We start from the raw sequence: 17,741 nt of genomic DNA, 5'->3' as shown, positions 1-17,741 counted from the left end.
ACCGTGAACACCCTTGATCGGCAACTGTTCCTGCACATCAACGATTTCGCCCGCTCCACTGGCTGGCTTCAGCCTGTGGTCAGCGCCTGGGCGACCTACGGCATCGCGGTCTTCGCGGTCCTGATGCTGCTGGGATGGTGGCGGGCACGCCGTCGCACCGATCCCGCCGTCATGGCCGCCGCACTGTGGGCACCCGTGGCCACCGTTCTCGCAGTGACCATCAATCAGCCCATCGCCGCCCTGGTCGCCGAACCCCGCCCCTACACGTCCCTGGCCGGCATCCTCGTTCTCGCACACCGCAGCACCGACCCGTCGTTTCCCAGCGACCACGCTGTCGCGGCGGGAGCCGCGACAGCGGCGCTCTTCGGCGTCGATCTGCTGCTCGGCTACCTCGCCGCGGTCGCCGCCGTGCTGATGGCGTTCGCCCGCGTCTACATCGCTGCGCACTACCCGGTCGACGTGCTTGCCGGACTCGGGTTGGGAATCTCCGTGGCGCTCGTCGGTTGGCTCATCGCCCGCCGCCCGCTCACCACAGCGGTTGAGCGGGTTGCCAATTCACGTCTGCACACCCTGACAATTGGACACAACGCCGTCGCCGCGAAGCGACGATGACAGAGCTCGAGCATCCACCTCACCGATACTGGCCGCTCTACGGCGCGGGCTTCGTCACCGCGTTCGGCGCGCATTCCATTGCCGCCAACCTGGGTACGTACGGACAGCAGCAGCACGTCAGCCTGCTCACGATCGGACTGCTGCTCGCCGTCTACGACGCCGCCGAAGTCGTCCTCAAGCCCGTCTTCGGCACGCTGGTCGATCGAGTCGGTCCACGGCCCGTTCTGCTCGGCGGTCTGATCGGATTCGCCTGCGCATCAGCGGCATTCGTCGCCGCTGGAGATCCCGGACTGCTCGGCGTCGCCCGCTTCGGGCAGGGGGCGGCCGCCGCGGCGTTCTCACCCGCGGCGTCCACACTGGTCGCCCGAATGCAGTCGCCGGGCGGTCACGCGCGACGCTTCGGAAGCTACGGAGCGTGGAAAGGGTTGGGCTACACCGTAGGGCCGCTCCTGGGCGGCGCGCTGGTGACCATCGGCGGGTACGGCACGCTGTTCGCCTCTCTGGGTGTGCTCGCCCTGGTCGTCGCGGCGTGGGTCGCATGGGTGGTGCCCCGGATGGAACCGTTGCCGCGCCGACGGTCGACCGTGGTCGACCTGGCGCGTCGCCTGACTCGACGCGCATTCGTCGTTCCCACAGTGATACTCGCCGCGTCGACCGCCGCATTGTCCATCGGCGTGGGCTTCTTCCCCATCCTCGCGGCGTCGGCCGGGGCCAACGCCCTGCTCAGCGGCGCTCTGGTATCGGCCCTGTCCGCCTGCGCGGCACTGTCACAACCGTGGGCGGGCCGCGCGCTGGACGCCCGCCGCATCACCTACCGAGCGGGCGCCCTGGCGGGATTGACGTTGTGCGCCTCGGGTTTCCTGGTGGCCGGGCTGCTCGCCGGACCGGCTGGACTGATCGTCGGCGCAATCGCCATCGGGCTGGGCGCCGGTGTGCTGACACCACTGGGTTTCGCGGCCCTGGCCGCCTCGGCGCCACCGGAACGACTCGGCGAGACGATGGGATCAGCGGAGGTCGGCCGCGAGCTCGGAGATGCCGGGGGCCCGATACTCGTCGGCGCGGTGGCCGCCGCCGCGACGCTCGGCATGGGATGCGTCGCAGCGGCGGCACTCATGGCCGCGGTGGCCGTTGTCTCGACGGGGGCCGTGCAGGCCGGCGATTCGCCTACTTCGGGGGCATCCTGATGCCACCGTCGACGCGGACGACCTCGGCGTTCATGTAGGAGTTGGTGAGCAGTTCGACCACCATCGACGCGAGCTCCTCGGGCTTGCCGAGGCGGTGCGGGTAGAGGACGGATTCGCCGAGCTTGGCCTTGAACGCCTCCGATTCGGGACCTTCGCCGTAGATCGGCGTGTCGATCAGGCCGGGTGCGACGGTGTTGACGCGAATCCCGACCGCGGCCAGATCGCGGGCCACCGGCAGGGTCAACCCGACGACACCACCCTTCGACGAGGAATAGGCCGCCTGGCCGATCTGGCCGTCGAACGCGGCGACGCTGGTCATGTTGACGATCGCGCCGCGCTCACCGGAGTCGGTGAGGTCCAGGCGGCTCATCGCCGTCGCCGCGAGCCGGATGCAGTCGAAGGTGCCGACCAGGTTGATCGCGAGCACCTTCTTGTAGGCGTCGAGATTGTGGGCCGAGGCGAACTCGCCGTCCTTGCCGATCGTCCTTTGCGCCCAACCGATTCCGGCCGAGTTGACCAGCGTCCGCAGCGGGCCGAGATCGACGGCGGTGTTCACCGCGTCTTCGATCTGGGAGGTGTCGGTGACGTCGACGCTGACGTACGCGCCACCGATCTCGTGGGCCAGTTCCTGCCCGCGTTCGGCCTGCAGGTCGGCGATGACGACCCGAGCACCTTTCGATGCGAGGAGGCGGGAGGTGGCGGCGCCGATGCCTGAGGCTCCGCCGGTGACAATTGCGCTGGTTCCGTTGACGTCCACAGCCGGAGTGTAGGACAGGGGTCATCGGCTACCGAGGGTGGAGCCGAAACACAGGGATTCGGCGGCCGATCGGGTCCACCTTCAGGCGATAGTCACTCCAACCGGCGTAGACCTGCTCGGCGAGTGCGTACATCCGTTCGTACTCGTCGGGGTCGGTTATCTCGTTCGCCAGAAAACTTTCATCGCCGAGTGTGCACTCAGGATGTGCCTTGAGGTTGTAGTACCACTGGGGGTGCTTGGGTCCACCATAGTTCGATGCGGTCACGATGGGGTTAGTGCCGTCGTGGAAATACGTGATCTGATGCTCCCGCGGCAATCCCGATTTCGCACCTGTTGTCATCAACGGGGCTGTGGACGGCCCGCCGAAGACGGCTGGATAACGCCCACCGGTCGCGTGGAACAACCAGGGGTCGATGCGTGGCCAAAGATGATGCGCAAGAAACTGTCCCGGCCCCGAACGGGCGAACGCCACCCAGGCGTCGTACCGGCGGGTGTGCTTCCTGTGCGGGTCCACGTAGCGCAGTGGCACACACCTCACCGTACTCCCAGGATCGTGCACGTCAATCCTGGTTTCGGGACAACCAACCGACCTCATCACCGATCTTCGTACGTACAGCGGAGGGGGCTCGAACCCGCGATTAACGGATCAGATGTGGCCGTTCTCGGTGTACGCAAACAGGCCGGGTACTTCCCAGCGGCACACAAGCTTTCCGGCTCCAAGGAACCTGGCCGAACCGAGGGATTCCGGCCGATTCTTGATCACTATGGGAGCCGGGGACGTCGATAAGGCCACACTGAGTATGCATTTCATAGGTCAATAGCCTATAATTCGCATACTGGAGGATGAATTATGGCAAGGCAGCACACCACGGCGGTCCCCGCCAGCCTCGCCGCGCGTCCTCTCCGAACTCTTCGCACCGGGCAAGCCGACGACACCTACGCGTACCCGGGTCCCGAAATCGCACGGCTCCACGAGCAGGGCCTCCTTCATCGCCTCGCACACGGTTACTACGTCGTCATCCCCCAAGAACTGTTGGAGCGCAGATGGATGCCCGATCTGGAAGCCGCCGCGGCCGGAATCGCCACCACGATCTACGGCCATGACGACATCGTCGTCATGGGACTCAGCGCCGCGCGTCTGTATGGCGCGATCCCCCGTGCGTTGGCAACCGCGATCGTGGCGGTACCGCGCCAACACCGCCCCATCGCGTTGACCGACCGCCCCGCCGTCGTGCGATTCGTCCAGCGCGACACGAGCGGCTTGGATGCCGAACGCATCCGCACAGAACTCGGGCCGGTGTTGGCGACCACGCCGGAACAGACGGTCCTCGACCTGGCACACCGCCCCACCCTCGGCCACAGCGAGGCTGATGTTCCGACCGCCGTCGCGGCCCTCTACCGACGCAGCGACAAGCAACGACTCGAAGATCTCGCCAGGGAACAGCGCCGCGTGGCCTCGCTGCGCCGGGCCGAAGAGTGGGCCGGGATCGACCGTGGATCCTGACGAACGTGATTCTGTCGCAGAACAATTCGGCGTCTCCACCGAGCAGGTAGAGCGCGACCACCTGATCTCCCACCTCCTCGCCTTCTTTAGTCGGACCTTCGGTGACCGAATCCACTTCATCGGCGGCACCGCCCTCGCCCGCACTCATCTACCGCACGGGCGCCTCAGCGAAGACATCGACCTGATCGCAGTCGGCAGCCGCAACGATGTCGCGCGGGAGCTTGATGCAGCGCTGCCCCGTGCCGTAGCGCGCACCCACGGCCGGCTCGCCGTCGAACCGACTCTGAGCGCCACACCAGACGTCACGGCAGTCGTATTACGTCCCGCGGAAGGACGACCCGTCCGGTTACAGCTGCTCTCGGCACGTGAGCGCACAGTGTGGCCGACGGAGCGTCGCACCGTGGTCCAGCGCTACGCCGACGCTCCCGCCGCAGAACTTCTCGTGCCCACACTGCCCGCGTTCGCCGCGTCGAAGACTGCAACGTGGGCGGACCGGCGCGCGCCACGCGATCTCTGGGACCTCTGGGCGCTGAGCCGACTCGATGCCATCGACGCGGGCGCGGCAGCCCTGTTCCGCCACCACGGACCAACCAACAAGAATCCCGCGTCACACATGTTCGCCCGTGCACCGTCGGACGCCCAGTGGCAGGCGCAGTTGGCCGGGCAGACGCGTCTGACCGTCTCCGCGACCGATGCCCTCACCATCGTCCGCGATGCTTGGCGACGGGCCACATGAACCCAGACGATCGACTCAGCGATCGCCTCCGACATCTGGACCGTAGGGCGGGCGGGGCTCGAACCCGCGACCAATGGATTATGAGAACTAGTCGGGCGAGCAATCGACCTGCCACGATACAGTTTCGTCTCACATATCGCCGCAGCTCATGGCAAGTTTTCGTCCGTCTTGGTTTGATCTGATTCGGCCTGACGCAAACGTCGTACGGGTTGATTTCACCCCCGCGTGCGGTGATGGTGCGGTGACGACTCCCGTTTGCCGGGCTGGCTGTCGGTCGGTCGCTCTAGCATGCGGCCATGTCCTCCGAAGTCTGGTCAGCAATGTCGCCCGAGGCGTGGTCCGCCACAGCCGCGTGGGTGACAGTCGTTATCGCCGTCGTGGCGGCAATCTTCGGCTTCTACCAAGTACGCGAAGCGCGCCGAACGCGCCAAGAGCAAGCGCAACCGAATGTCGTCATGTTTGTGGAGTCAACGCCGTCACATTTCCAGTTTTTCGACATCGTGCTGAGAAACTTCGGGACAACACCGGCTTACAACGTGACTGTTGACATCGCGCCGAAACCAACGCGTACGCCCGAATACGAAGGTGCCGAAATCGAACAGGTCGGCTTCCCCGACATGACGCAGATACTGGTGCCTGGGCAAGAGGTCCGCACCTACTGGGATTTTGCGGTCGATAGAGAAACCCATAATGAGAAGCTTCGCTCAGGACATGCCGCTGGCCAGATTGACGCGGCCGAGTTGGCCGCGAAAGCGCTTATCGCCCAGCACACCGCCACCGTCCAGTACGAAGACAGTCACGGTAAGACCTATCAGACACGTTCCACTCTTGATGCTGATTTTCTACGGGACACCATGAAGACAACCACCTACACGATCCACGATCTGACCAAACACGCTGAGAAGCAACAAGAAGCTTTGAAAGCGATAGCCCAGCAACTCGCAAATTTTGGCACTGAGCAGAGAGGTCTGTGGGTCTACTCCGAAGATGCGGCCACAGAGAGTCAACGCCGAGCGGATGAACGTCAAGCTAGACTGCACAGCCGAAAAACGTTGAATCAGAGAATACTTGAGTCGCAGAGGCGCTACTCAGGCCATCAGCCGGAAATCAAAGAATCTACCGATCCCGATAATGCGACTAACTCCACACCCGGTGGCAGAGACCCTAACTCGACTGACGACGGAACGGCAGAACCGTCGCCTTCGCAGGGATAGCCGGTGCTACCGGTTCGGGCAGTGCGTTAGCGACTCCGCCGTCAGCTTCGGGAATCCAGTCGCCGTAGGTGTCGAGGGTGAGCGTAAAAGTGCTGTGACCGAGCCACTTTGACACTTGCATGAAATGCACGCCTGCCGATAATTGCAGCGTTGCGAACGTGTGGCGCAAATCGTGCAGGCGAACACCCTCTATTTTTGGCGATGCGGGAACTTTAGAACCGTCAGCCAAAACCCGTTCCGGTTGGGCCGGTGTGCTCGCCGGTAGGTCAACTGCCGCCAGGGCGGGTTGGAGGACATTTTTGTAATAAGCACCCGGGTCAACTGGCTCGGAGAAATCAAGTTCGGCAACGGCTAGCCGACCCCGATGCCGCGATCCGCCCAGAACTCGGTTTGGCCATAACGGCGCGGCTGGCTCCGTCGATCGCAGATGAACGTTGTCAAGGTAGTCGCGCATACGTTGGGCGAGCCAACCCGGCAGCGGAACCACACGCTCGCTGCGGTCAGACTTCAACCCATCGGTAATCCAAGCCCCCTGAGCGCGTTTCTTCGCCCGCCGCACAGAGACGTGTGCGCGCAAACCTTCCGCCGAAGGGACAAACGCGAGATCACCAATTTCGAGACCTGCAATTTCTTCGGAACGTAAGCCGGTGTAGGCGACGAACAACGTCATCAGTTCGTAGACCGGATACCGCGTACCGACGCTGGCAGCAACAGCGGCGACTTGCTCGGAGGTAAGAGGGTGGTGACGTTTGTGCCGCCGCTTGTTTGAGCCGGAAGCAAAGTCCACGGCATCTATCGGATTGGCCGATATTGCACGGTGACGCAACGCGTAGAGGAACACATTGCGAGTGACCGACCAGTGGTGTTTGAGCGTCGATGGGCTCAGACCCCGACTGACGAGGCGCACCAAGAACTGCTCACAGTGCGCCGGGGTTATTGCACCAATTGCCATCGGCCCGAACTCGGGTAGGGCGTAGGTCGACAGCCGCTTCGCGTATCCGTCGACAGTCTCGCCACGCAGCTTGTCTCCGGTCGCCGCTTTGACTTTTTGCGAGTCGATCCACGCCCGCGCGTAGTGGCCGAACGGGAGATCGCCGGCTTTACGCTGATCCGCCATGCTCGCAGTACCGGTCACATGACGTGCTGCATTTATTTCGTCGCGGCGCGCTTCTGCGTCAGGGCGGCTGGCGTAGGTTTCGCGACGAAACCGTGTTGCCGATGGCCCATCAGGTCGATTGAGGTACTTCGGCTGCGGCAAGCCAAAATCGTCGCGGATCACCTCGCGCCATTCCACTGTGTATGTCTTGATTGGCCGTCCCCGGCTGTCACGACGTTTGGTCTCATGCGTACGGATATAGGCCACGATTCACTCCTCTTTTTCGGCAGGAACGCTCGTCGCCGGGTCTGCGGTCCGTAACGAGCCCCGCGAAAACGCCCACTTAAAAGCGTCCGCCAGGCTTCGCACATACTCGGTCTCTAGATCAGCGTTGTGTTTGCGTTTTATCCATGACGGATGCTTGGCGAAAAACAGGCACGGAACCACTTTGGAACGCACGTTGCGAGGTGTCGCGAAGGGCCAAGGTAATACTCGCGCGGTTGGATAGAAGAACGTGAGCACACGTTCGGCGTCCTCGCCCAATCCGATCACCAATCGCGGCTGGACTATTTGCAGCTCCCGGTACAAGTAGGGGGCGCAATTCACAATTTCGTGTAATTCGGACTTTCGATTACCGGGCGGATGGCAGTGAACGGCGTTAGTGACGAACATCTGCGATTTCGGGTGGTCAGCAGCCGAGAACGCCTGATTAAGCAGACTGCCGCTCCCCTCGAAAAACGGCTCTTGAGGCTCCATGCATTGATCGCACAAACTTTGGCCGACGATCGCCACGGGCGAATCGATGTCTCCCCATCCTGGTGCGGCTTGGGTCTTTCCCGGCACGTTAAGTTCAGCACAGCGCGTGCAAGATCTGATTTCGTCGTCCAGCCGTGCTTTGTCTTCGCGGCGGTTGCGCTGAGGCGTCGCTTCCATCATGTGGCTTCATTCCCCCGTTTCGGCCAGAACGCGGTAGACCGTCGCGCGGCTCACGCCCAAAGTTGACGCGATTGTGGTGACCGGCTCACCGGCAGTATGCATCCGGCGCGCTAAAGCCGCTTTCGAAGAATCGAGCGCTTTGGGTCTGCCGACGTTTTGGCCGCGTGCGCGGCGGGCCTCACGCGCAGCAGATCGGCGTTCGCGGCCCAGCTCCAATTCCAGTTCGGCTAGCGATGCCAGCACACCGGCCACCATGCGCCCGGTCGCGGTCGAGGTGTCGATACCCTCGCGCAAGCTGCGCAGCACAATCGCTCGCTCGCTCAGGTCTCGAATTGTGGCCATTACCTCGGCAGCGTTGCGGCCCAATCGGTCGATACCGACGACCACGATCGCATCACCGGGGCGGGCATAGTCGAGCAGCGCGGCCAGTCCGGGACGCTTCTCGCGTGATGAGGTACCCGAAAGCTTGTCGCGGTAAATCCGTTCTGCTGCAACACCTTCAGAGGTTAACGCGTCGATCTGCTGATCGAGGGACTGGTGTCCGGTCGACACGCGAGCGTAGCCGAGCTGAGTGCCAGTCGAAGTAGGAGCGCTCATGACACCAGTGTCTCATATTTCGCAGAACACGATATTACGGACAGTATGTTTTGAGTCAACTTCTGCAACATATCGATCTGGCCATTATGGCGTGTCACTGCGACTCCCCACCCGCGTCTCAGAACTAAAGATTTGCAACGCACGTTCACCTGTCCGACCGCCCTGGTGGCAACGCTCGCTGCGCGGGGTGGACCACAGCGTGCCCGTCAGCGTGCGAGTCGTCTCGGGCGCGCTGGGCGGCACTGTGACGCATCTGGGCGACCGTCTCGTTGGCGTCTTCGATGGTCATCGCCTGGTCGGTGTCCACTGGTGGCTGCCGCCCCACCAGCCGCGCCGCGTAGTCGATCGACACGTCATAGTCGGCCGTTGCTGCGTCGGTGTGCATCCACGGCGGGCGTTCGTCGCTCGTTGGTGTCATCGGATAGGCGTGCCCGCTGACATCGAAGACTTCGGCGTCGATCGGCTCTTTCGGGTCACCCGCGAGCAATTCCGCCAGGGCGGGTGGGGGTGCGTTGTCGTCATCGGGGATTCCGTTGGCGCGACGCCAATCAGCGCGAGTGGTGATTTCGAGACTATTGGTGATTCCGTCGAGAACCTGATCGATGGGTTTCGCTGAAACCTCAACTTCTACAGATTGTCTGGTTCCTACCCCTGCGCGGTCAAGTGCTTCGGTGATCGCCTTGAGTTTGACGTGTTCGGGAGTATTTTCGTCGGTGGCCATCTCGAGCAGCGCTCGCGCCATCCGATCAGCAGCCTCGGACAGTCGTTGTTGCGCTTTTCGTCGAGTCTGCGGGGCGCGCGCTCCGTGATGCCCGCACACACCCGCCGCACCAATCCATGCCGGTCGTTTGCACCTGTCACCGCTTCGGCTACTCCGCGCTTTGCATCGTCCGGTGTCGTTGCGAGCATCCCAGTAATCTTCGGAATACTTCTTCGGCTGTCGCGAAGGGTGATCATCTCCATGGGTTGATTCCGCTCCAATGTCATCTTCGCTCAGTTCGCTGTTTTCACCCGTTTCACTCATCGTCGTCTCCGTTCATTTCGTCGGCTTCATCGTTGTCGGCGTAGAGTTCAAAATCAGCGAAATCAATTGGGCCGCAGAGGTTCTGTTCGTCAGTAACTGCCCAAGCGAACCGCACTCGCCATCTGCCACCGACATAGGACAGCGGTATCGAATTCCACGCAAGTTCTGGTGCGAACTGCGTTCCGACCAGAAGCGCCAACCCGTGGGCGAAGCATTTTCCGGCGTCTGCGACGACATCGGTATTTCGACCATTGGCCACGGTCGGGGCTTGTTGCAAAAACTCCCGTATCGCATCAGCTACCGTCGCGCTCAGCGCCAGGCCGCGCCGATGCGCGCTACACATGCCGTGGTCTTCGATCGCGTTGGTGCACCGATACGCCCGACACTGCAATGAGCGCGGAAGCGACGCTTTCACCGACGAGGCATTACCGGTCTCGATTGTCATCGTCTCCCCTGAAAGGTGTTTGCTGACGGGCAGTTCCGCTGTGGTTCCCGCACTCGGGAACCGCAGCGGCATTTATGCAGGTAGAACGGTTCCCGATTTCCGGTTCCCCTTAAGGGTGGGAACCCGGGAACCGGGGCAGGTCGCTGGCGCTCCTGCCACCGGTAACCCCCACGGGCGCAGTTCCCGTTGGTTCCCGTGCTCGGGAACCGATCTACCAGCCAAAACACGTCTGTAGTTCCCACGGTTCCGGTTCGCGGGAACCGAAGAACGGCCAGTTTTCGGGTGCTCACCGCACACCACCGGGCATTGGCGCCACGATTTTGCCCGGACCCAACACCATCGCCTTGCCTTTACCGGTGGCTGGCGCGCGCTCGGCCAGCTCGCACCCGTCGATCAGACGCGTGATCGCTTTGAACACTGCGTCTCGACGTCCACCGATCGCGGCAAGCAGTGTGGAACGGGTCAGCGTCCACGGCGACTGTGTCACTTCGGCGATGATGCGCAATTCCACATCACGCGCGGGGTTGACCGCTGCCGCGGTGGGTGCAATCACCGACCAACGTGCACGAGCCCATGACACCACATCCGGATCGGGGTCACGGTCGAGGTGCCAGTCGATATGCCAACGACGGCCACCGCTGCGTCGCGTCGAAAACTCCACTTCGATCCGGTAATCATTGTTGGCCACGTCCGGTTCGGTGCGGTGACGCTGCAACGCCCAGGAGTCGGCCCACTGGCCCACACCGGCCATTGAAATGTGGTCAAGGTCGAACCCGTCGCCGCTGCCCTTTTTGAAGTGATCCCCGATGACCAGCGCGGCGTGGCTTTCGATGCCTTCGCGTAGTTTGGCCAACATCGGCCCGCGCGCATACAGATTCGATGCTTCAACGCTGGCGGGATGATAGGCATACAGCGGGTCAAGAATCACCAACTCCGGTTGCAGGCGGTCGAGGTGGCGTTTCACTCCGTCGATCAACTCAGAACTGGTCAGTTCATCGGTGTCGAATTCGGCAACAAACGGCAGACTGCCCAGATCATCGCTTGTGATGCCGTACTGGGCCGCGATGACCTGGTGACGATTGGCGAAACCGTCGCGGCCACCCTCACCGCACAGATACAGCACCGGAGCGCTACGCGTGACGGCGAACGTGCCCAGAAACGGCACACCAGCAGAAACCGCCAGCGCCATTGCCTGCAAATTCCACGTTTTGAACGTCTTTTTCTCACCGGCCAACACGCCGGCTGACCGTTGCGGCCAGACATCGCGAATCAGCCAGCGCATCGGCGTCAGTGGTGCGGCCAACTCGGCGGCGCTGACACCAACGAAACGCGTCCGCGCACTCGGAGAGCTCTGTTGGGCAGCGTCATCGCTTGCGAGTTGGTCGAGCCAGCCCCGCATGTCGTGTGCGGAATTCCTATCGTCGCGGTGATCGGTGCCGAACTCACGATGAGCGCGAGCGCGTAAATCAGCCATCATGGCCGGATCGCCGTCGGCGGGCACAACGGCTGTGATCGCCGCGTGAACCATTCGGGTGAAATCACCGCGTTGGGGGGTGTCGCCGGTTGCGCGATACGAGTCGATCCAGTCGGCGCGCAGATCCGGAAAAACCTCGGCCGAGATCAGCCCGGGTGCCACCTCACGCGCGGCCCAACCGAGAATCCCGACCATCGCGTCGTGACGGTTCTCGCCGTCTGCGACGCGTTCGGCGTATTTGTTGCGCAGGGCTTTTCGCCGCCACGACTCGGTTTCGGCGGTATGGCTTTCGCACCACGCTCTGACTCTTTCGACGCTGACCGGCCCACCCTCATCGCCAACACCACCCGCCTTGGCGGAAAGCACCGCCAGGGCGGTATGGCCGTCTGCGGGCAATTCGGGAACATCGCCGCTTTGCTGCCAGAGGTAACACCCTCCGATGCCCGCTTTGGGATGCGGCGACGGTTGGGCCAAGATGACCGCGTTACCGGTTCTGATATCACCGATCTCGGGGCCATCACTCAGGGCGAGTTTGACGTTTCGGAAAATCTCCGTGGTCGCGAAAACGTAGTGACCCTGTTCGTCGCGCCCTCCGCGCGATGACTGAAAGAGTCCTTTGCGCAGCCACGCGAATTCGTCAGGGATTGCGGCGATGTCAAGGTCGACGGCCACCAGACGCGACCGACCCAAGTGGATCGCGATGCCAGGCTCGTCGTCGCGGTCCCAGTAGGCCCCGATCAGTTCAGGGTCGCGGGTGCTCTGTTCGGGCCACCCCCTGCCCACCACCGACCCGGGGTGTTTCCCGCTGGCCACGGGCAGCACCCACAGACCGGCGTCCGCATACGCCAGGGCCGCGCGGTGGGCCGACAGCCCGCCGACGTCGGGCACATGGGGCGGGGTGCGATCGGCGGTGTCGGACATGATCAACCGCAGGTGATATCCGCCTCCGCGGGCGGGTGTGAATTCGACAGGAATGGCGCGATCGTGCTCGCTGCAATTTTCGGAAGAAGCTGCTATTGTCATTTTAGTTTCTTGGTTGGGAACTATTGGCGGGTCGATCGAGACGAGGTCGGCCCGCCATCTCTATGGTCATCAATTTACGGCACAGGCGGTGCACAATTGGTGACCGGCGCGGGTTATTCTGGTGAGGCTTATCAGCGGACGCGACCCGCGAGGGTCGAGCGCAACCCCCGAGTACGGCAGTCAACGGACTCGGGGGTTGTCTCGTCTCACTGCACGTAATGCCCTGCTTAGCAGTCGGTTTCAACCAGCACGGCGATGACACGAAGGAGTGGAGTTGTGTGTTACACCTAGTCCAGCACGTCATCGGGATCGACTATTTCGCCTTTTCCCAGCCCTTCGGACTTTCGATACTTTCTCGCGCATGAGCTGCACAGCGAAATACAGATAATGACGTCTAATCGCACAATCGGTAGAACTATTGCATGCGCCCAGTCTGTCCCGCTGCAGAATGGGGTACCCACCCGCACATCGCAGAAATTGTGGCTCTGCGCGTCACGGCAAAATGACCGTAACTCAGCCAGCGTGGCAACTGGTCGTCGCTCAAACGGCCAAGACGGCACGACGGCATAGACGCGCGTGTCAGGAGTCCCGACCGCGGGAAGATTCTCAGACTCCACCGTAAAACCCGTCATCGACCGGTTGGGGTCACGCGTCGAGTCGCCGAATGCGTCGGGCTTGCTGTAGGCCTCGAATGTCTCGTCTGCCACTCTGCGAAACCTGCGCATGATGCTGCGGCCGGAAAATCTGCCCAGACCGGTGAGACCGTCTGCGCCCAAATGGAACGCCCAGAATTTCTGGGGCACGTAGGCCGAAAAGTACGCGTCGACCAAATCGTGTGCCGCCGTGAGACTTGCTTCCTCTTGATCAGCAATCGGCGCAGCGTCGTCGCGGCCCGTCAGCGACGGAAACTCTGCGCGAAGCCACGCCTCATCATCGATGTCGAAATCGAGCTTTTCGCTGATCAGTCGATCGTTGAGCTTTTCGACCTGCCCGAAACGCTCGTTCATCTCGGTCACCCGCTGTTGCGCGAACGCTTCGACTTTGGCTCGCTGGTCGTCGGTCAACCTCGGATCGAAAGGGCTCAGGTGGCTCATGCGCTTTCCTCGGTGCGAAGACCCTCCATGAACCACCGCAGCAACGCGCGAGGCGAAAAGTACAAAGCGTTGGCGCGCCTGACATGGTCAACTTCGCGATGTGACACTGCGGCGAATAGAGCATTTTTAGAAATTTCGATATGTAAATCATTCTTGAAATAATCGACCGCACCGTCTATAGTTCTAACCGACGCAATTGGGGAATATTTCAATAATTCGTTTTCAACTTCTTCGGGTAGTTTGCGCACACGCGGCGCACGCGAAGAAACAGACACTTTCTCGCCCTCTCGGGTTTGGTTCTACGCCAGGCCCCGGCGTAGGTGGGGTTGTCCGTTTCCCTCTCAATACTATGGCCAATGGGGCGCGATTGTCCAGCACTGGAATTAACCCAATTAGAATGGCGCTAAGCCATTCCAATTCAGGGCCCGACGTATGCGCCTAGGCCAAAGAGAGGCGGACCCCTACAACACACTAGGCATGGGCCAGGACACAGCCGAACGTCGCCCGGGGGACACGCAAAGCCATTGCAGCGCAGCACTATTGAGAACACTTACAGCCGTACACTGGTAGCAACAGGAACGGCGTGCCCGCGCCGCCAACCGATAAAGTGAGACGACAATGAACGCAACTGCAGTGAAACCCGTTATTAGCAATTTTGATTATGCGAAGCTCCTGGATTCATTGCCCATTTTCGGCGGCACACAACCGACGCAAATGGGCATTGCAAGCACTGGCGATGTTCTCGTTAGTCGCACGGTTGATAATGTCGACCTCAATGAAATTTGGGAGTCCGTTGTCGCTGGCTTCGAAGAGTGGAATAGCCATCGGACGCAACTCTCCGATCTGCTGGCCTACCGAACAACGGTTCCCGGCGAAGCCGTTCCGCAGGGTATCTCGTCGCCCCCGATGGAACGATTGACGGAATACGGTGTACCGAACGCGGCCAATGTTCCCGCATCGGCCTACATCCTCGGATTTGAAATAAATGATTTCGGCCTTCGATCGGCGTTCACGTGGCAGGCACTCCGGCGGATGACCGCCGAGCAGGTGTACGCCCACATCAACACGGTCTTTCATTCCGACAATCGTCTGGTGACCGGAACGATCCTCAAACGACTCTTCGATCCGGCGCAAAAGTTCAACGACGAAGGGTTTGCGTGTAAGGGTCTTTTCAATCTCGACGGCCAGATCCCCGCGCCCTACCTCGGAAACACCTTTGGCGACAGCACGCACTACTGGAAATCCGGTGCAGCACAGATCGACTCGGGTGACATCGAAGACGCCATCAAGACAATCCGCGCTAAAGGCTATGGCGTGGACGCGTCGTCACAGTTGCTCATCTTGGCTAGCTCGATAGAAAGCGAAAACATCCAGTCGTGGCGTCAGGGCCTGGAGTCGCGCCCAAGCAGCGGCATCATCGCCAAACATTCATTCATTCCGTCGAAGAAGGCTCCCGCCTACCTACAGCCAGACAATATAATTGGTGAACCGGTCAGTGGCGACTTCCACGGAATCGAAGTCCTTGGCTCCTATGGCCCCGCGTGGCTCGTGGAGTCAGCGTTCATCCCAGCCGGTTACGTCGCCGTGGTGGCAACGTTCGGACCGAACAACGAACGCAACTGCATCGGTGTTCGCGAACACCCGATTGAGGTCTATCGCGGATTGCTCGCCGTACCGGGTCTCGGTCCGTACCCGATTACGGATTCCACCTACATTCGCACTTTCGGCACCGGGGTGCGTCAGCGCGGCGCAGCCGTAGCCATCCAAATCGGCACCGGCTCAACCTATGTCGCACCGACAATCGCAACCTAGGGGCAAAAGATATGAGTGCGACGATTCCGCAAAAATTGCTCGATGCGATGGCCGACGCAAAGCGTCAACCCCTGCGCGAAGACGCATCTGAGTACGGACCCGGATTCTCCCGTGACCGTACTGAGGTCGCGCCGCTCGCCGATCGATCTCACCGGCGCGCTGCGCAGTCGATTCGTGTTCCAGTGCCGATTACCTCAAATCGTCCGCACGCCGGACGTGCGCGACCGCATCTGGCGGACTGACCACCAGGGCGGTGCCGGTGACACCGCACCACGAAAGCGACGATCAGAGGTTTATCGACATGGCCACCAAAAAGCAGAAAACGGCGAGAGCCAAATTCACCAAACAGGCCCGCGCGAAGGGCAACACCAAAGTGGGCCGACGCGCAAAATCGCGCTCCGGCAAGAAACGCTGACAGGACGCTCACATGGCTAACCGTCGATACGTGCGCGACGCTCACGGACGGTTTGCACGTACTCCCAGCGGAGTGAATTCTGCTAAACCCCATCCGGCACGGGTGGCCGCGTTGCGCCGTCAACGGGCTCGCCGTGTCACCCGCTCGACGGTGAAGACCGCCGCCCTGGCGGGGACTGCGGTGGCCGTGGTGGTGGTCGTCAGCCAATCTCGACCGTCTTCACGGGTGCGGACTGCCCCGGCTCGCCGGCGCATTGAGCGCGCCCACGTTGCACGCGCACGCGCCGATCACGCCAAACTCGTTTCTCTGCGCGCGTCAGCGTTCCCCACATCGGTGATGAACGCGCCCGCGTTCAACGCGAACAACGCGCGCCGCGAAGCAGAAGCGCTCACCGCCGGTTACCGCAGCCAGGTCAAGGCCTCACGTCGGGTGCGCCGATAGAACAGCTCACTTATTCGATGGCCATGACGTAGCCAAGTTCGTCGCCGCTGTCGCGTTCGACCTTGGTCAAGAGCTCAATTTCTGTTGCGCGATCCCAGGCAACCTGGAAGTCACGGTCCAGGGTCGGCCACACGGATTGCAGCTCGTCCGAACTATTGAGGTACTCGAAGAAGTCACGTTTTGCGATTGGGCGGTAAGCGATTGATTCATTCCGCGCCTTGACGAACGCAAAAATCATTCTTGCGAGGTAAACACGATCAGTCCCAGCGACAAGATAAGGTTCGAACTTTGCGTCGAGGTCGAACGAGTTCGGCGGCAAATTTGGGATCTCACTAATGAATAAACGCTGGTCGTCTTCGGATACATATCGCATCTTTTTACTGTACCTGCGCTCCCGATCCACCGTTACCTAGGTCAGCATCCCTAGCTGATATTGCGCATAAATAGATCCAGCCTCGATGGCGGCAGTTGCAACGGTAGGCCAAACGAGCTGAAGTCCAATCTCGCGCCAGCGGTTTCGTAGGTCTTTCGATCTGGTCTTCTTCGACGCCGCCTCGACTAAAGTGGTGAGCGTGACGTTCGCCCGATACAGCTCAAAGTCACCGGATATGTTGTATTCGACAAGCGTCTGCTTCATGTGACCCAGAATCAGAGCAAAGTGAGATTGCAGAGCTTTCGGCAAGGTGTTGTCATCAACCAGCAGCGTCAAAATGCTATCAAAGGTTTCTGTCAGCGATTCGCGCTGTTCTGCCGTATAGCGAGGCACAATTGGTGCAATCTGCGGACATAATGTCTGAAGATGCGCCAAGGCGGTTGGTGAAAAGTTCGGTGTTCCTACGCTGGACCTGTTGTCCCAGGAATTCGCGTAATTGAGTACCATTTCCGTCCACTCGGGAATGGTGTTTTCGTATATCGAATAGTCGACGCCATTCGTTGTGGAAAGCACTCTCAACAGCTCGCGGATGGCGCTGATGTGCGCCATTGCGAGTTCGTGTCGCCGTAGGTTTTCGACCCTCTTGGCAGAATCCATCCCTCTATGACTCTTTATTGGTTTTTGTCCAGCACCATCCCACTGGTGGAACTGAGCTAACAGCAATTCGGCAGGATTGGCCACAAATGCACCATAGCCAGCGAGGCCGACACCCCTGGTCATGACACACGTTTGCTGGCTGGCAACCGGATCGCACGCGTGCGGCGAAAGTGCGGTGATGATCTTGAAATCTGATGCTTCAGCAAGGGGCAGACGTGAGCCATAAATGTCGCTGATCAGCACAAATACTGTGTGGGGCGGGTGGGGCTCGAACCCACGACCAATGGATTATGAGTCCACGGCTCTAACCGACTGAGCTACCGCCCCTCGCGCCGCACCATGGTCGC

The 17,741-nt window shown here is 61.3% G+C and carries 19 protein-coding genes and 1 tRNA gene; 7 read left to right on the top strand and 13 right to left on the bottom strand.

The genetic code is table 11. The features are described from left to right. Window positions 1-3 precede the first annotated feature (3 nt). Together DMB80_RS22425 and DMB80_RS22420 are read left to right on the top strand one after the other, a co-directional pair. A complete protein-coding gene (locus tag DMB80_RS22425) occupies window positions 4-612 on the top strand; it encodes a phosphatase PAP2 family protein (RefSeq protein ID WP_111511883.1) in 609 nt (202 codons plus the stop codon). Beyond that, entirely contained in the window at window positions 609-1,796 is a 1,188-nt protein-coding gene (locus DMB80_RS22420; protein WP_111511882.1) for an MFS transporter, read from the top strand. The genes DMB80_RS22425 and DMB80_RS22420 overlap by 4 nt, the downstream gene beginning before the upstream one ends. Here DMB80_RS22420 and DMB80_RS22415 read toward each other — a convergent pair. Beyond that, window positions 1,777-2,553 carry an SDR family NAD(P)-dependent oxidoreductase gene (locus DMB80_RS22415; protein WP_046363573.1) on the bottom strand — a complete coding sequence of 259 codons (777 nt, stop codon included), beginning with the start codon at window positions 2,551-2,553 and terminating at the stop codon, window positions 1,777-1,779. The two genes, DMB80_RS22420 and DMB80_RS22415, sit on opposite strands and share 20 nt — an antisense overlap. A 28-nt stretch (window positions 2,554-2,581) precedes the next feature. Then, complete coding sequence (locus tag DMB80_RS22410; protein WP_111511881.1) at window positions 2,582-3,091, bottom strand: nitroreductase/quinone reductase family protein; 510 nt, start codon at window positions 3,089-3,091, stop codon at window positions 2,582-2,584. Between the two features lie 312 nt (window positions 3,092-3,403). Here DMB80_RS22410 and DMB80_RS22405 point away from each other — a divergent pair, with 312 nt between their 5' ends. The 3 genes from DMB80_RS22405 (at window position 3,404) to DMB80_RS28240 (ending at window position 6,007) form a co-directional block, all read left to right on the top strand. Beyond that, on the top strand, window positions 3,404-4,057 hold the full coding sequence (locus DMB80_RS22405; RefSeq protein ID WP_111511880.1) for a type IV toxin-antitoxin system AbiEi family antitoxin domain-containing protein: 654 nt from the start codon (window positions 3,404-3,406) through the stop codon (window positions 4,055-4,057). Further along, window positions 4,047-4,793 (top strand): nucleotidyl transferase AbiEii/AbiGii toxin family protein, encoded by a 747-nt coding sequence (locus tag DMB80_RS22400; protein ID WP_111511879.1) that lies wholly within the window; start codon window positions 4,047-4,049, stop codon window positions 4,791-4,793. The genes DMB80_RS22405 and DMB80_RS22400 overlap by 11 nt, the downstream gene beginning before the upstream one ends. A gap of 296 nt (window positions 4,794-5,089) precedes the next feature. Continuing rightward, the gene (locus DMB80_RS28240; protein WP_162938669.1) at window positions 5,090-6,007 is read left to right on the top strand and encodes a hypothetical protein; all 918 of its coding nucleotides are present in this window, start codon (window positions 5,090-5,092) and stop codon (window positions 6,005-6,007) included. Here the strand turns inward: DMB80_RS28240 and DMB80_RS22395 are convergent. The 8 genes from DMB80_RS22395 to DMB80_RS28230 all read right to left on the bottom strand — a co-directional run bounded on the left by DMB80_RS22395 (window position 5,958) and on the right by DMB80_RS28230 (window position 13,971). After that, complete coding sequence (locus DMB80_RS22395; protein ID WP_111511878.1) at window positions 5,958-7,370, bottom strand: tyrosine-type recombinase/integrase; 1,413 nt, start codon at window positions 7,368-7,370, stop codon at window positions 5,958-5,960. The two genes, DMB80_RS28240 and DMB80_RS22395, sit on opposite strands and share 50 nt — an antisense overlap. 3 nt (window positions 7,371-7,373) lie before the next feature. Then, complete coding sequence (locus tag DMB80_RS22390; RefSeq protein WP_111511877.1) at window positions 7,374-8,039, bottom strand: uracil-DNA glycosylase family protein; 666 nt, start codon at window positions 8,037-8,039, stop codon at window positions 7,374-7,376. A gap of 6 nt (window positions 8,040-8,045) precedes the next feature. Continuing rightward, a complete protein-coding gene (locus DMB80_RS22385) occupies window positions 8,046-8,636 on the bottom strand; it encodes a recombinase family protein (RefSeq protein ID WP_111511876.1) in 591 nt (196 codons plus the stop codon). 145 nt (window positions 8,637-8,781) lie between these two features. Then, a complete protein-coding gene (locus tag DMB80_RS22380; protein WP_162938668.1) occupies window positions 8,782-9,660 on the bottom strand; it encodes a hypothetical protein in 879 nt (292 codons plus the stop codon). Beyond that, on the bottom strand, window positions 9,653-10,105 hold the full coding sequence (locus DMB80_RS28235; RefSeq protein ID WP_162938667.1) for a hypothetical protein: 453 nt from the start codon (window positions 10,103-10,105) through the stop codon (window positions 9,653-9,655). The genes DMB80_RS22380 and DMB80_RS28235 overlap by 8 nt, the downstream gene beginning before the upstream one ends. Before the next feature lie 286 nt (window positions 10,106-10,391). Next, window positions 10,392-12,500, bottom strand: coding sequence for an AAA family ATPase (locus DMB80_RS22375; RefSeq protein WP_162938666.1), 2,109 nt, complete (start codon window positions 12,498-12,500; stop codon window positions 10,392-10,394). A gap of 389 nt (window positions 12,501-12,889) precedes the next feature. Beyond that, a complete protein-coding gene (locus DMB80_RS22370) occupies window positions 12,890-13,696 on the bottom strand; it encodes a hypothetical protein (RefSeq protein WP_111511873.1) in 807 nt (268 codons plus the stop codon). Next, window positions 13,693-13,971 (bottom strand): hypothetical protein, encoded by a 279-nt coding sequence (locus DMB80_RS28230; protein ID WP_162938665.1) that lies wholly within the window; start codon window positions 13,969-13,971, stop codon window positions 13,693-13,695. Before DMB80_RS28230 ends, DMB80_RS22370 begins: the two co-directional genes overlap by 4 nt. A gap of 343 nt (window positions 13,972-14,314) precedes the next feature. On the opposite strand from DMB80_RS28230, the gene DMB80_RS22365 reads away from it, so the two are divergent. Together DMB80_RS22365 and DMB80_RS22360 are read left to right on the top strand one after the other, a co-directional pair. Next, window positions 14,315-15,508 (top strand): hypothetical protein, encoded by a 1,194-nt coding sequence (locus DMB80_RS22365; RefSeq protein WP_240431340.1) that lies wholly within the window; start codon window positions 14,315-14,317, stop codon window positions 15,506-15,508. Window positions 15,509-16,073: 565 nt separating this feature from the next. Further along, window positions 16,074-16,364, top strand: a complete 291-nt coding sequence (locus tag DMB80_RS22360) for a hypothetical protein (RefSeq protein WP_111511871.1) — start codon at window positions 16,074-16,076, stop codon at window positions 16,362-16,364. Between the two features lie 10 nt (window positions 16,365-16,374). Here the strand turns inward: DMB80_RS22360 and DMB80_RS28225 are convergent, their stop codons facing one another. The 3 genes from DMB80_RS28225 to DMB80_RS22345 all read right to left on the bottom strand — a co-directional run bounded on the left by DMB80_RS28225 (window position 16,375) and on the right by DMB80_RS22345 (window position 17,721). Next, the gene (locus DMB80_RS28225) at window positions 16,375-16,737 is read right to left on the bottom strand and encodes a hypothetical protein (RefSeq protein WP_162938664.1); all 363 of its coding nucleotides are present in this window, start codon (window positions 16,735-16,737) and stop codon (window positions 16,375-16,377) included. 36 nt (window positions 16,738-16,773) lie between these two features. Further along, complete coding sequence (locus DMB80_RS28220; RefSeq protein WP_162938663.1) at window positions 16,774-17,637, bottom strand: hypothetical protein; 864 nt, start codon at window positions 17,635-17,637, stop codon at window positions 16,774-16,776. Between the two features lie 10 nt (window positions 17,638-17,647). Further along, window positions 17,648-17,721: transfer RNA gene (locus DMB80_RS22345), tRNA-Ile, on the bottom strand. Between the last annotated feature and the right edge of the window lie 20 nt (window positions 17,722-17,741).

This window comes from Mycobacterium kyogaense (assembly GCF_003254575.1).
In the GTDB taxonomy this organism is placed as follows: Bacteria; Actinomycetota; Actinomycetes; order Mycobacteriales; family Mycobacteriaceae; genus Mycobacterium; species Mycobacterium kyogaense.
This window is presented reverse-complemented; position numbering and strand designations above follow the sequence as displayed.

Bases quoted from the DNA above. Each gene is read 5' to 3' on its own strand.
- DMB80_RS28225 (WP_162938664.1), bottom strand. From the start codon at position 16,737: ATGCGATATGTATCCGAAGACGACCAGCGTTTATTCATTAGTGAGATC.
- DMB80_RS22365 (WP_240431340.1), top strand. From the start codon at position 14,315: ATGAACGCAACTGCAGTGAAACCCGTTATTAGCAATTTTGATTATGCG.
- DMB80_RS28235 (WP_162938667.1), bottom strand. From the start codon at position 10,105: ATGACAATCGAGACCGGTAATGCCTCGTCGGTGAAAGCGTCGCTTCCG.
- DMB80_RS28240 (WP_162938669.1), top strand. From the start codon at position 5,090: ATGTCCTCCGAAGTCTGGTCAGCAATGTCGCCCGAGGCGTGGTCCGCC.
- DMB80_RS22370 (WP_111511873.1), bottom strand. From the start codon at position 13,696: ATGAGCCACCTGAGCCCTTTCGATCCGAGGTTGACCGACGACCAGCGA.
- DMB80_RS22405 (WP_111511880.1), top strand. From the start codon at position 3,404: ATGGCAAGGCAGCACACCACGGCGGTCCCCGCCAGCCTCGCCGCGCGT.
- DMB80_RS22390 (WP_111511877.1), bottom strand. From the start codon at position 8,039: ATGATGGAAGCGACGCCTCAGCGCAACCGCCGCGAAGACAAAGCACGG.
- DMB80_RS22375 (WP_162938666.1), bottom strand. From the start codon at position 12,500: ATGTCCGACACCGCCGATCGCACCCCGCCCCATGTGCCCGACGTCGGC.
- DMB80_RS22385 (WP_111511876.1), bottom strand. From the start codon at position 8,636: ATGAGCGCTCCTACTTCGACTGGCACTCAGCTCGGCTACGCTCGCGTG.
- DMB80_RS22380 (WP_162938668.1), bottom strand. From the start codon at position 9,660: ATGAGTGAAACGGGTGAAAACAGCGAACTGAGCGAAGATGACATTGGA.
- DMB80_RS22420 (WP_111511882.1), top strand. From the start codon at position 609: ATGACAGAGCTCGAGCATCCACCTCACCGATACTGGCCGCTCTACGGC.